This is a genomic window from Acidobacteriota bacterium, from assembly GCA_016700075.1.
Classification (GTDB): Bacteria; Acidobacteriota; Blastocatellia; order Pyrinomonadales; family Pyrinomonadaceae; genus OLB17.
Genome location: CP065000.1, coordinates 958376 through 971908 on the forward strand (window position 1 = coordinate 958376; position 13533 = coordinate 971908).

The 13533-nt window shown below is 53.0% G+C and carries 14 protein-coding genes; 7 read left to right on the forward strand and 7 right to left on the reverse strand.

What is annotated here, in order from left to right:
- Positions 1–7: 7 nt before the first annotated feature.
- Positions 8–1243: an efflux RND transporter periplasmic adaptor subunit gene (locus tag IPM50_04365; protein ID QQS33817.1), complete on the reverse strand. Its 1236-nt coding sequence runs from the start codon at positions 1241–1243 to the stop codon at positions 8–10.
- A gap of 212 nt (positions 1244–1455) precedes the next feature.
- Here IPM50_04365 and IPM50_04370 point away from each other — a divergent pair, with 212 nt between their 5' ends.
- Positions 1456–1776: a hypothetical protein gene (locus IPM50_04370; GenBank protein ID QQS33818.1), complete on the forward strand. Its 321-nt coding sequence runs from the start codon at positions 1456–1458 to the stop codon at positions 1774–1776.
- Here the strand turns inward: IPM50_04370 and IPM50_04375 are convergent.
- A complete protein-coding gene (locus IPM50_04375) occupies positions 1757–2086 on the reverse strand; it encodes a (2Fe-2S)-binding protein (GenBank protein ID QQS33819.1) in 330 nt (109 codons plus the stop codon). The genes IPM50_04370 and IPM50_04375 overlap by 20 nt on opposite strands.
- 77 nt (positions 2087–2163) lie before the next feature.
- On the opposite strand from IPM50_04375, the gene IPM50_04380 reads away from it, so the two are divergent.
- From IPM50_04380 to IPM50_04405, 6 genes are all read left to right on the forward strand, one after another.
- The gene (locus IPM50_04380; protein ID QQS33820.1) at positions 2164–2403 is read left to right on the forward strand and encodes a glutaredoxin family protein; all 240 of its coding nucleotides are present in this window, start codon (positions 2164–2166) and stop codon (positions 2401–2403) included.
- Positions 2404–2471: 68 nt separating this feature from the next.
- A complete protein-coding gene (locus tag IPM50_04385; GenBank protein ID QQS33821.1) occupies positions 2472–4907 on the forward strand; it encodes a protein kinase in 2436 nt (811 codons plus the stop codon).
- Positions 4908–5398: 491 nt separating this feature from the next.
- Complete coding sequence (locus IPM50_04390; protein QQS33822.1) at positions 5399–6055, forward strand: hypothetical protein; 657 nt, start codon at positions 5399–5401, stop codon at positions 6053–6055.
- Between the two features lie 44 nt (positions 6056–6099).
- The gene (locus IPM50_04395) at positions 6100–7077 is read left to right on the forward strand and encodes a hypothetical protein (GenBank protein ID QQS33823.1); all 978 of its coding nucleotides are present in this window, start codon (positions 6100–6102) and stop codon (positions 7075–7077) included.
- A gap of 22 nt (positions 7078–7099) precedes the next feature.
- Positions 7100–7432, forward strand: coding sequence for a hypothetical protein (locus tag IPM50_04400; protein ID QQS33824.1), 333 nt, complete (start codon positions 7100–7102; stop codon positions 7430–7432).
- Positions 7433–7611: 179 nt separating this feature from the next.
- A complete protein-coding gene (locus tag IPM50_04405) occupies positions 7612–8406 on the forward strand; it encodes a hypothetical protein (GenBank protein QQS33825.1) in 795 nt (264 codons plus the stop codon).
- Positions 8407–8414: 8 nt separating this feature from the next.
- Here IPM50_04405 and IPM50_04410 read toward each other — a convergent pair whose 3' ends face one another.
- The 5 genes from IPM50_04410 to asnB form a co-directional block, all read right to left on the reverse strand.
- Entirely contained in the window at positions 8415–8591 is a 177-nt protein-coding gene (locus IPM50_04410) for a hypothetical protein (protein ID QQS33826.1), read from the reverse strand.
- A gap of 13 nt (positions 8592–8604) precedes the next feature.
- A complete protein-coding gene (locus IPM50_04415; protein ID QQS33827.1) occupies positions 8605–9279 on the reverse strand; it encodes a class I SAM-dependent methyltransferase in 675 nt (224 codons plus the stop codon).
- Between the two features lie 65 nt (positions 9280–9344).
- Complete coding sequence (locus IPM50_04420; protein ID QQS34459.1) at positions 9345–10520, reverse strand: glycosyltransferase; 1176 nt, start codon at positions 10518–10520, stop codon at positions 9345–9347.
- 25 nt (positions 10521–10545) lie between these two features.
- Positions 10546–11559 (reverse strand): GNAT family N-acetyltransferase, encoded by a 1014-nt coding sequence (locus tag IPM50_04425; protein QQS33828.1) that lies wholly within the window; start codon positions 11557–11559, stop codon positions 10546–10548.
- The gene (gene asnB / locus IPM50_04430) at positions 11556–13451 is read right to left on the reverse strand and encodes an asparagine synthase (glutamine-hydrolyzing) (GenBank protein ID QQS33829.1); all 1896 of its coding nucleotides are present in this window, start codon (positions 13449–13451) and stop codon (positions 11556–11558) included. Before asnB ends, IPM50_04425 begins: the two co-directional genes overlap by 4 nt.
- Positions 13452–13533: the final 82 nt, after the last annotated feature.

A 13533-nucleotide genomic window follows, 5' to 3' on the forward strand; every position in this document is an offset into this window, starting at 1 on the left:
AGCTCTGTTAAAAATTTACCTTGGCTCCCTCGTAAAGATTGTCGAGATTGCTTGTTGCTACTACCTCATCAGCTTCGACGCCTGAGAGAATTTGGATCCATTCGCCTTCTTCAGGCCCGAGCTGAACGACTCGCAGCTTTGCCAAGCCTTCCTGAATGACAAAAACACGATACGATTGCGTGCTCTGATGGTTATAAACCGCCGACCTCGGAATGAAAATCCCCTTGCTGCCGCCCTCGCGCGTGATGCGAGCGGTCGCGAACATTCCCTGCCGTAGAGCATTGTCGCCATTTTCGATCGTCGCTTCGACGATTGCTGAGCGTGATACAGGATCGACCGCGGGATTGACCGCGATCACGGTGCCGGCAAAACGCCGGTCCTTATACGCATCGACCTGCAAAGAGACACTGCGGCCCGGAACGACATACGGTACGTCTGCCTCGGCGATCTGAAGCTGGGCCTTTATCGGATTGGTTCTTAATATAGTGGCGATAACCGTCGCGGTCGAAACGAACTCGCCTATAGCTACGGGACGACTGCTGATAAAGCCTGAGAATGGGGCCCTTATGACTGTGTCTGCAATTGCCTGCTCGGCGTTGGCAACCTGAGTACGAGCTGCCTCAACGTCGGCAAGGGCGGAAGCAATTGCTTGATTGTTCTGCCGTGCTAGGTTGACCGCCGCGTCAAGCTGTTGTTTCGCGGCCCGCTCGCGTGCCCTCGCTGTGTCCCGCTGTAGTCTCCACTGCTCATAGACCACCATCGAAACGTCACCCGTTTCGACCAGATCTCGATAGCGCTTTTCATTGGCCTCGGCCTGGCGCAATTCGGCAACCGTTTGCTCGTAATTAGCGTTCGCTACCCTCACCTCAGGTATCGTTGACGCATTGAACGAACCGCCGGGAGACAAACCCAGGCGGGCTTCTGCCTGCCGGACGGCTGCCTGAGCTCGCTTAACTGAGGCGTTTGCCGACGCAAGCTGCAGCTTCGCATCGCGATCGTCGATACGGGCCATTACGGTGCCGCCAGAAATGAACTGCCCAACATTTACAGTTACATTGGCGAGCTTACCCGCGGTCTTTGGTGCGACATTCGAGGATTCATCGGCCGTCAGACTTCCGTTTGACTGGATGACAGATGCGACATCACGAGATTCGCTCTTTCCAACGGTGATGGTTACGGTATCGCCGGCGGTTTCCTCTTCGGCTCGATTTGCGGGCGGTGCTGACGAATTGCTGGTGCCCATAAAACCACAGGCCGAGCTCGCGATGGACACGCAAACAGCAAAGGAGAGTAGCTTTGATCTTTGTTTGATCATGATCAAGATAAAACCAATTCTAACTTACGTATTCGCACTATTTAACCTAAGATATGTAAAGAATTGTCAATCTTTATTTACGCACTTTTACGTGCATGACAGTTTCTAGTTAAGAAATCTTCAAAATTGAATGGTCTTTTATGGAGCAGATCACAGCTATCGAATTGAAGCAACGCCTCGATGCAGGCGATGACATACAGTTAATTGATGTACGGCAGCCTGACGAATACGAATTCGCAAAGATCCCGGGCGCCAGACTCATACCGCTCGGAGAGGTCCTGCAGCGAATGTCAGAGATCGACCCGAACCGCGAGACCGTCGTTCACTGCAAGATGGGCGGTCGCAGTGCAAGAGCTATCGAGGCCCTGCAGCAGGCAGGTTTTACCGGGAAACTGGTAAACATGGCCGGCGGCATTACTGCCTGGTCGAACGACGTCGATCCTAACGTTCCGAAGTACTGATAGAGTTCGAGCCCTCGTCAGAGATGCTGATATCGAGGTCGATATCGGGCGCAAGGCGGACTATCTGCATCCCTTCCTGCACCGTCGTCCTGCAGGCGATCACGCCTTTTTCCTTATCTCCATTAACGAGCCAGACCTGACAGTTAAGACAGTCGCCGTTCCAACAGAAATCTCCGTACGAGATGCTCTCGGTATCCAGAAACTGAAAACACCGCAGCAGCGAATTATTTTCAGGCACCTGAACTTTACGGCCGAGCAGTTCGATCTCAACGAGCCTCTCATAAGGTTGGAACATTTCCGGCAGCGACATAAAGTTAAGAGATAAGTAACGTCCGTGTTGTGCGGAGCAAGCTAGATTATCTTAACGAAAAGGTGTAATTTTGAACAATGGCGTTAGTGATATACAGCAAGCCGGGCTGTCCTTACTGCGATCAGGCCCGAGATCATTATAATGCCAGCAACATCGAATTCACTGAATACGACGCCCAGAACGATCCCGAACATCAACGCAGGATGCTTGAGCTTACGAACGGTGATACCGTTGTTCCGGTTATCGTTGAGGACGGCTCTGTTATTCAGTCGGGCTGGGGAAGTCCGCCGCGGGGATGCGTGATAATTCCCTCGTGAATGATTTTGTAAGGAACTTTTTTGCGTAGGAGCATCTCTAATGGGAGAACAGCCCCTCCGCGTTCAATATGATCGGTTCTCTGATCAATCAATATAAGTTGCTCGAGAAGATCGGTTCCGGCGGACAGGGAACCGTCTATAAGGCACTCGATACAAAACTCAACCGCACGGCAGTGATAAAGGTGCTCCCGCCTGAACTCACGCAAAAGACGGCGAACTTCAAACGATTCGAACGTGAGGCCCAACTCTGCTCTCAGCTTGATCATCCCAATATTTGCACCATTTACGATTTCAATGAGGACAACGGCGTATATTACATCGCGATGCAGTATATCGATGGAAAGAACGTCCGCCAGCTTGTGTCAGGCCGCCCGCTTGAGCTGAAAAGTGCGTTATCCATCACGATACAGGTTGCCGACGCCCTCGCTTACGCTCACTCCAAGAACATCATTCATCGCGACATCAAGGCCGGGAATGTGATGGTTACGGATTCCGGCCAGGCGAAGATCCTTGATTTTGGGCTCGCGAAATTACTTGAAGACGAACATTCCGATATCCCCGAAGGCGTTGATCGATCAGAGATAACCGAACTCGGCATTCCCTATGGAACTGCGACCTACGCCGCTCCGGAACAAGCCCGCGGCGAACGAGCCGACGAGCGCAGCGATATTTTCTCGACCGGCATATTGCTTTACGAAATGCTAACCGGCATTTGGGCTTTTCAGGGCAAAAATGTGGTTGACGTGAGGCATCAGGTGCTTTACGGCACTCCGAAACCGTTGGCAGAGATGCGTAAGGGGCCTCTGCCGCCGCAGCTTCAGCAAATTATAGACAAGGCTCTGGCAAAGAACCCCAAAGACCGTTACCAGAAGATCGCGCAGATGCGCGACGAATTGCGCGGCGTTCTGCAGCAGGTAGCCGGAGGAGCTATGCAGCCGACCACATATAGTCCGTCACATGCCGACGGCAGCAAAATGAAACGCGTCCTCAACTGGTTCACCGGCAAATCCGTACCTGAGGCGTCATCGCTAGGGGCTTCGCCGGCCTTCACCAGTTCGCCGTCGTTCTCGCCGGATCTGTCGATGACCGCGACCGGCACTGAGAAGAAGAGCGTGGCAATACTTCCGTTCAAGAACGTCGGAAAGGATCCTGCGTCAGCGTTTTATGAATTCTCGCTCGCGGACTCGGTGATCACGGAACTGGCGCAGATCCGTTCGATCATCGTGCGGCCTTCCTCGGTCATTGCAAAGTATCAGGGTTCAGACATCGACCCGCGTCAGGCGGGCCGCGAGCTTCGCGTTCACGCCGTATTGTCCGCGGGTTTCATACGTTCGGGCGAACGCCTCCGCGTTACGGCGCAGCTTCTCGACGTGGCGACCGGCGATATTTTATGGAGCGAACGCATCGACGCCGCCGGCAACGACATCCTCGCGATCCAGGACGAGATCGCGCAGCATATTCTCGAAGGCTTACGCCTGGAGCTCTCCGACATAGACGCGGAGAAGCTTGGCAAACGTGCAACGGACAACGCCGCGGCGTGGGAAGAGTATCTGCGTGCCCGCGATCATTTCGGACGCTTCATTTTTCGCAGTATCGACCCCGAAGATTGCGATCTTGCCATCGCAAATTTCAAAAAAGCCATCGAACTCGACCCGCATTTCGCTCTCGCATACAGCGGTCTCGGTGCGTGTTACGCAAATCGCGTCTTCAAAGGCCTCGGCGAGCCCGAAGACTACACCTACGCTGAGGCGGCGTTCTCAAAGGCCTTCTTTTATGATCCAAACGTCGTCGAGGCGCGTGTTTTGATGGTCATGATCTATATGGCACGCGGCGAAAAGAAAAAGGCCCGGGCAGAGATCGAATTGCTGCAGAAACAGTTCCCCAACGACGCCGCGTTGTATTTCGTCACCGGCGTGATCAATCGGCTCGACGGTAAATACGAAGAATCGCTCAAAGCGTTTGAAAAACTCGCCCGCCTTGATCCCGCGGCGCGTGCCGTGGCGGCTTATAACCGTGCCCGGATCTTTATTTACCGGCGCGATTTCGACCGCGCACAGGAGGAGCTGGACAAAGGATTCAAGGCCGAAAAAGAGCATCCGATGCTGCAAATTTTCCAGTCCGGGCTTTATTATTACCGCGGCGAGAACGAAAAAGCGCTCGAACTGATGCGTAAAGTTCTCCGCGAAAACCCCCGCATGGACGGCATTCGTCCGCTTTTTGCGATATATCTCGCCGGCAGCGGCCACGCCGACGAAGCTATGGAGCAACTGACCGAGGACGCCCTCGCGATCTCCCGAGCCGACCACGACATGGCTTATTGGGTCGGCGCGACGTATGCGCTGCTCGGCGAGCCCGATAATGCCTTCAAATGGCTGAATAAAGCCGTAAAACTTGGCAATCACAACAAACCGCACTTCGAAAACGACCAAAACTTGGCGTCCCTGCGAACCGACGAACGCTGGAGCGCTCTGCTTGCGAAGATCGACGAAGGCCTAGCCGACTAAAAACCGCCGCAAATGCCGCAAAATTCGCGGAAATTTCATTCACAACGCTGCCTGACGCGAAAAACTCGCGGAAATTCCGTTCACAACACTGCACGTCGCGTTCACACCGCTGCAAGCGCGAAAATTTTCACTGTAAGGTCGACTCACAGCACTGCAGCGTCGTTTTTCCGGCTGCACGTCGCGAAAAAACCTCTGCACGCCGCGTTCACAACGCCCCGCGACGCATTTTTCTCGCCGCAACGCCGTCCGCGAGGCCGCGTATCGAGTATTTTTCGCGTTTTTCACACAAAATTCACCGCATCTCGTGTTCAAACCGCCGCGTGATCGATAATATCGGCCGCAATTTGCGGCAACCTTTCGCAAAAATGACCCGCGATCGAGAAAAACGCTTGCAAACGGCCGAAAACGGTGTATGATAAACGCATCTTTTTTCAGTAGTATCCAAGCTCGCTTGGAAATGGCCTTTTCCCTATCCCAACGGAGGTTATTTCATGAACGACAGAGACAGACGGCGTTATGAGGCTGTTGCGCGCGTCGCGCAGTTCGGCGTGGACAACGCGGCGGATTTCGGCGGGTTCATCGCAGGTAAATTTGCCGAAATTGCGGCGAAATCCACGGAAATCGAGACAATTGCAGGTACAAAGGAGTCCGAATTCGGCGAATTCAGCCAGGCTTTCGAGCAAAAGGCAACGGCACGCGAAAATCTCCGCGAAGACATGGCCGCCATCGCCCGCACCGCACGCGCGATGGAGTACCAATTCGACGGCATTTCGGATCTTTTCCAATACCGGCGAAATTTGCCCGATGCACAGCTCCTGGCCCGTGCACGTGCCTTTTTTGAAGATTCAGCCGCATACGAGGGCGATTTTGAGGACTACGGATTGCCCGCTACATTCCGCAACGATCTTAAGAACGCCGCGGACGCCTTTGAAGCCTCAATGGACATAGGCGCCACCGCCACCGCCGAGCGCGTCGCAGCGACCGCCGACGTTTCTGCCCGCGTCGCCGAAGGAATGCAGCTCATACGCGTCCTCGACGCCCCGGTTCGTAATATTTACGCCGGCAACGTCGGTAAACTCGCCGCGTGGATCAGCGCAAAGACCGTAGAAAAAGATCCCAAAAAATCAACCCCACCCCCGGGACCGTAGATTGGAGGCTTTAGTTAGTAATGTTTATCGGGAGGAAACGTAAAATGAAAACCAGAACAGCACTGCTCCTAATTGCAGCGTGTTTGATATTTACCGGCTGCAACCGCACACAACTAAAAGAAGATATCAATACATTCGATGCGGCCGTAAAAGACGGATCGAAGACGATCGCAGAGTACTACAATGGACTTAATGCCCAGGAATATGACCTTTATTTCGAATTGCTTCAGATCGATCCGAGTTTTGAAGTGGGAGATTACATTGTCTATGAGCTTCGCGACGAGGCTGGAAAGGTCACCCAAAAGGTGACGATGGCCTCGCCGTTAAAGGAACCGCCTTTTCCACAGAGATCTATCGATACTCGAATACGATTGCTGAGAGAGCTCTCAAATTATAGTAATAACCTTGCTGAATTAGCCGGATCCGACGCACCGAAGCGATTCGATGATAATACTCAGACATTTGCCAACAATTTGCGTTCACTCAAGAACACTTTTGAAAATCTGGGTAAAGACGAGAAAAAAGACCCCACCGCCTCACGCTTTGTTACCCCGATCGCAACAATTATCGGTGTTGTCGGAAAATGGTCGCTCGAAAGAAAGCGTTGGAACACGTTGCGTTCATCCATAATTGAGGCATCTCGGCCAATTAATGTGATACTTGACCAAATTGCCCGCGACCTTGATTCATACGTCGATCCTTTGACTGACTTAGCCGCCAATGACAGATATACAACCGCGATCGTTTACTATAACCTCCGCAAGAAGGATATGTCTGCTGATCAAAGGTCCAAAGCTCTGGCGTCCATCCGACAATACAAGGAGGCTTATGACACTGCGGCTCATTACAAACCCTCTACTATCCCGAAACGAATAAAAAGCGTTCATGAAGAACTCGTAAAGGTCGCAAAGTACAACAGAACCCCTCAGGACCTCGCATCTCTTCGCGGTGAACTGTCAGAATTTGTCGAAGATGTTGAGCGGCTCCGCAATGCGGTTCAGACCATAAGAAACAAGAAATAAGAATAAGTAAAAGGAGATAAAAATGATCTATCTTGACCCTCGCGACCTGGCAAGGTGTATTGACCTCTGCTTTCTTAATGCTCGTAACAACGCGGATTTCACACCAACCCAGCGACAAAATTTTCTTTTCAGAGGAAAGATCCTTAGGGGCCATTTTGTGAATCTCGTGTCGGCATCATGGAGAGATGAATATGACGCGGATATCAATGCGGCACTGACCGAACTAAAAAGTATCAATAGAAGATTAGCCGATACGACGCAGACGCTTAACAATTACGCAGATACTATTCAACGCCTCGCAGACGTTACAGCCTATCTCGAGAATCTGCTTTCGGTCGCAAGCAAGTTCATTTAGCCGAAGAGTTGCACATCCGAGGCCGCATTCGAGACTCCATAGAGTGTCCCGCGATGTTTATGCCTCGCGGCGGATGATCTCTGCTGCGGGGCGTTTCGCAACATTTTGCGTCGCATTCATTTGGATATATTATGAGGACATTCCCGCGGGGTTCAGATAAATAGGAGGCATTTCGAGTTATGAGGACGAATTTGGCGTTGATCGCCGTGATCTTGTTTTTCGTATTGGGGTGCAGCCGTTTCAATTTCACTGAGATGGCGAACAAGGCTCTGGATAGGGCGAACGCCAACCGCACCGTACCGCCCACGACCGTGGAGAAAGACGGTTATGTTGCGTCGGAAACGGGCACAGAAAAGGAGAAACCGTCCGCGGGCAAGTCGAACGTGCAGGGCACGGTGCTTTTCAACGAAAAACCGGCGGCGGGCGTTGAAGTGAAGCTGTGTCAAAAGTTCAGCTCGATACTCGGCTGCCGCGAAAAGCAATACACGACCAAAACCGACGACGCGGGCGAATATCTGATCAAGGACGTCGAACCGGGCGATTACGAAGGGCTTGTCGTAAGAGTATTTAACACTCCCGCCTATGTTTTCGCGACAAAAGGCTCGATAATTTCGGCCGCGAAATACAAAATGGAGCCCGACAAAACGTTCTTCGCTCCCGCGACAAATCTTTTCAAGTCGGACATAAAAACACAGAGCCCAAAGGCCAACGCCAAGGTCGATTCCGCCGCCTTTGAGGCGAAATGGGAACCCTATCCCGACGCGGCATACTACAAGGTCAGCTTTTTTGCCAAAGAAGTAAAAGCACGGTCGCCGTACATCAATCACAAGGTGGAAGATACGTCCTTCAAGCCGGATAAGGCTTTCACCAACGGCGAATGGCGTATGAAGATCGACGCATTCAATGCTAATGACATAAAGATCGCCCAATTGAAAGATGATCTGAAATTCACCGTCACAGGCGGGCCCAATTGATCGCGTTGCTACTGAGCGGCGTTGCGTTCGAAAACAAATTCGTTGCAGCCTAAACCAACGCCGCCGGCTTTTATCTTTACGAGCGTAAAACCGCGCGTTTTGTAGAATTCGAAGATCTCATCGACGGTCGCGGCCTCATACGGATATCCGCCGACCCAATCTATGATGTCGTGCCAGCGGTTCATTCCCCGGCCGTTTTTATATCGCGTCCATGAATATAAATACTCCTGCGGTTTGAGCCGCAGCAGCGAGGATGTTAGCCGCTTTAGTTCGTCCGGCAGTATCACCGCCGCGGCAAAAGGTGTTTTGAGCACGCTCGGCAGCCCGGCAGTATGTTTTCTTGATCCAATGCCAACGAGCGGCTTGCGAACCTGTGTCGTTATAGATCGCGATAAATAATTTTCCGCCGGGCCGCGTCGGGATCGACGCATTTTCCAGCGCTCGCCACATCTCACCCGTGTGATGCAAAACGCCCCAGGAATAGACGACATCAAAGCTGCCTAACCGTTTCAAATGCTCGGCGTCAAGAGCAGACGCCTGCTCGATCGTCCAATCGCCGTCCCCGTCGAAATATCGCCGCCGCAATTCCTTCGTACACGCAACGGAATTCGTATCAAAATCCAGCGAATGCACTCGCGCACCCAATTTCCTCGCCGCGAGCGAGAACAGCCCGCTCCCCGAACCGATGTCGAGAAACGATCTGCCCGCAAGGCTATCGCATTCAAGCATTTCCTTTAGCGATTCAACTGCGGTCTGTATTCGCTCATCGTCAAGCACGCTCAGGAATGCAGCCCAGTTCTTGCCGAATTCAAAGCGTTCACCGGCCGCCACTTCGCGGCCGTGCTGCTCGGCGATCTCTAAATTCTCTGTCATCGCAGCGTTCATATCTTCATTCTCGTTCGGTAACAAATGACAGGCCACTCATCACTCGGCACTCATCACTCGGCACTTATCACTGATGTCTCAATAAGGCGTCGAAGCTCTTCAACTTTTGCCTCCCAGCTTTCATGGCGGATCGCGTCGCTCACCTCGGCACGCGGTTTGGGCGAACACAATGCGGTTTCGAGCTTTGCGATGAAATCCTCGTGAGATTCACCGACGAGACAATCCGCAAGCACGCGCACCTCAGGAATATCGGTGGAAACCACAGGCAAGCCTGCGGCGAGGTATTCGCGCACCTTTAGAGGATTTGCAGCAAGCGTCAGATCGTTTATTACGAACGGATTTATCGCCACATCGAACGAACGGCAATACGCCGGCAGTTCTGCGTAGGGCTTGCGGCCGAGGAAGGCGACATTCGGCACGCCGTCAAGTATTTTCACCTTTTCCTCAGCATCGACGGCGATCTTACCAACCAGCACGACCGAGCCTTCCGAAAAATGCTCCGCGGTTCTCTTTATCAGCTCGTAATCGACCCAATCCGCCAGCAGCCCGTGAAAACCGATGATCGGCCGGGCCAGATGAGCAACGTCAGCCGGTATTTCAATCGCTGCATCGACCGCGGCCCTGAAATGCCGCCAATCTGTTCCGTGCCGAATGATATGCGTGTTCGGGTTGAATTTTTTCTTGTCCTTGTAAAGCTTCTCCGCCGAAACCACGACCAGATCAGCATCGCGAAACAGTTTTTCCTCGATATCTTTCAGTGCTTCGCTGCCCGTGAACGCAGTGTATTCGTCAACGCAATAATAGATCAGCTCCTTTTCTCCGATATGCCTCGCGATCATCCCGGCAGCGGGATTGAAAACCATGTTGACGACGTCATTCATTCGCAGCTTTGCCATTGCGTTCTTGATCTGACGTATCAAGGTCCGCCGATTCCATTCAACGATCAAACGGCTACCGTATGCGGGGATCGCAAAAGGATTCAGCACGAATATGTTCGGCTCGACCTCACGTATCGGCTCGGTAAAGCCTTTCAGCTTTTTAAAGATGCGTGAAACGTCTTTCGAGGAAGCTGTCGGCATTCGGTTCGCAATTGCGTTAACCCAAAGGATACGATTGTCCTTTGCAAGCACGCGCATCAGATGCGTTTTTGAAAGCGGATCGCCCGTCCAGTCGTGCGAAAAGCACAGAATGTCGCGGCCGCGAAGAGCTTCCGATCCTGTCTTAACCATCTTTTTTGCGGTGTCAGGTGCCATCTTATGCAGTTCTTGCTGAACGGATCTTGCGTTTCAGCGATTCCGGCATCGAATTGTAGGTCTGCAGGGCTATGCGGCTCAGCCGCTCGCGGTTCGCATGCAGCCGCAGAAATGTATTGTCCTTTCGATACCTCCAAGTGCTCCAAATCTCACCGCCGAATCTTGAGAGGAATGGAGGCGATGCCCCCATGCTGAACCATCGAAAACCGCGTTCGCATGCCCATTCGATGCCGCGCCAGGCAAGCAGTTCATTTGGGTGCAAACGCTGAAACTCCTGTCGCGAATTGTTCGCGGCATACTCGACCACGCCCTTTGGGAAATATCGAAAGTATGTGCCGGCAATAACCTCGCCATCATGCAGTGCGATCAGCGTCTTTCGATATTTCGCTCCGATCAGGGTGCGAAAATCTCCTTCGTTGTCGGCTGCAATGCCTTTTTTCGCCGTCCAATCGCAGTGGATGGCATAGAGTTGTTCTACCTCCTGTTCCGTTTCAAGGTCTTTTACGGTGACAAGGCCTTGTTTTACTACCTTTCGTATCTGCGAACGCCGGCGTTCCGCAAAGCCCTTGAAAAGCTCATCGGCACCTCGGCGCAGATCAAGCATTACGATCCGGTCCGCGCCGGTCGCCTGTTGTGCTTCAAAGGAATCCACGTTACCTCCAACCGGCTGCCAAAGATGTATGTCAGTAAGCTCGGCGCTCGACCTTAGCGAGCGAACACCGCTGAGGAGGCATTTAAACGCCGCATCGCATTCAGTACCGTTGAGAAACGCGGCCTGCGGCCGAACGGCAAAGCCCGACAACACGTATCCGCCGTGGGCAACACCCGTCAACGCCGCGACGATCTTTCCCTCATCTTCCGCCAGCACCGCGAACCGCTCGCCGGCACCGACAAATCGGTCATTGAAATACTCCGGCGAGGCATAATGCGTTGCCATATCCGCGTCAGCAAGCATCGCCAGCCAGCCCGTTTCGACATCGCGTTCCGGATAGGTTGTCAGGATGATGTGTTTCATTTCGTTGCCTCGCCATCAAAGAACTGCCGCTGCCAGATCTCGAAATTTACAAGGGCCCAAATGCGTTCGTCGTGATTCTGGCCCGCGTTGTGTTCAGCGACAAGCCGCCGCACCGCTTCGCCATTGAAAATGCCGCGTGCGATCGCGCGGTCACCGAGTACGTATTCATCAACGAAATTCTTGAATTCACCGCGGAACCAATTCCCGACCGGCACCGGAAAGCCCATTTTCGGCCGATCCAATATTTCGTCCGGCAGAATTCCCTTCATCGCCTCGCGAAGTATCCATTTTGTCGTTGAACCGCGTAGCTTCATCTCTCGCGGCAGACGCGCGGCAAATTCGACAAGTTTGTGGTCGAGAAACGGAACGCGGCTTTCGATCGACGCCGCCATCGACATCTGATCCTGTTTCATCAGCAGCTCGTGCAGATAGGTTTTAGTATCGGCATAAAGCAGCTTATCGAGAATATCGTCTGCGTCGGTCTTTTCGATCCAGCTTCTTTGCAGAATGTATGGATCTTCGTCACCGATCCTTTGGAGGGTCTCGCGGGAGAACAGATCTCTTTGCATCTTTCGCGGGAACACACCGAAGTTGTCGAAAAAGAGGTTCTCTATATCTGCTTCGCGACTAAGGAATGTTCTGCCGAGTTTGCGGCCGAATCCGCCCGGCAGCGTCGCCACGCCGCCGCGAACCGCATCTCTGAAGAATGATGGCGTGACCGCCTCATACTTTTGTCCGTAATTCAGCAATTGCAGCGTCTTTGCATAACGCCCGTACCCGGCAAGCGTTTCATCGCTGCCCTCGCCGGTTAGAACGACCTTTACATGTTCCTGTGCGAGTTTTGAAACAAAATACAGCGGCACACTCGCGATAAAACCGATCGGCTCGTCCTCGTGCCAAACGAGTTTCGGCAGCTCGGTAAAGAATTGCTCCGGCGTGATCGTGATCTCGTGATGATCGGTTTTGAACTTGTTCGCGACAAGCCGCGCATATTCGAGTTCGTTCGCATCGCGCTCGTTGAACGCGACGGAGAATGTTTTTATTGGCTCCGAAACCATTTGCGACATCATCGCAGCGATGGCCGACGAGTCGATCCCGCCGGAAAGGAACATTCCCAGCGGCACATCGGCCATCAGACGAAGCTCGACCGCACGCCGAAACATCTCGCGCCACATCTCGACCGCATCACGGTCAGACATCGGCTCGTGCTTGGGTTCGAATTTGAGATCCCAATACTCTCGAATCTCGATCCGTCCGTCTTTCCACAGCAAAGTGTGTCCCGGCAGTAGGCGCTTTACGCCGCGAAAAAGCGTTTCATCGCCCGATGTACCATGGTTCGCAAATTGGTCCGGAAGTGCGTTGTAGTTCAATTGCGGCTTTACCGCATCTACGGCGAGCAGCGATTTGATCTCAGAAGCGAAATAAAGCGAACCGTCATCGTCGTGGACGTAATAAAGAGGCTTTACTCCGAATCGGTCGCGTGCCAGAAAAAGCTCTTGCTTTCGTTTGTCCCAGATCGCGAACGCGAACATTCCGCGAAGATGCTCAACGCAGTCGCGGCCGTATTCAGCGTAAAGGTGCAGGATCGTTTCCGTGTCGCTGCGATTTGAGAAAACGTGGCCGCGGGCGATCAGATCGCCGCGTTCGTCAGCATGGTTGTAAACCTCGCCGTTGTAAACGATGGTCAGATCGCCGTATGTCATCGGCTGTCGGCCGTGGGCTACATCGACGATCGAAAGCCGCCGATGGCCGAGACCGACATTACCGGCGGTCAATACACCTCCCGCGTCAGGTCCGCGGTGATGCAAACGCTCGCGCATTGCGATCAGCTTTGCCTCGCTAACCTGTCGTCGGGACGCGGGAGAATATGCGATGCCGTTTATGCCGCACATACCAAGAATAGAAATTACGAATAGGCCTGCTTTTACTGAATTTTGTGGGAGCCAATGAGGCTTCTATTAGAATACAGCCCGG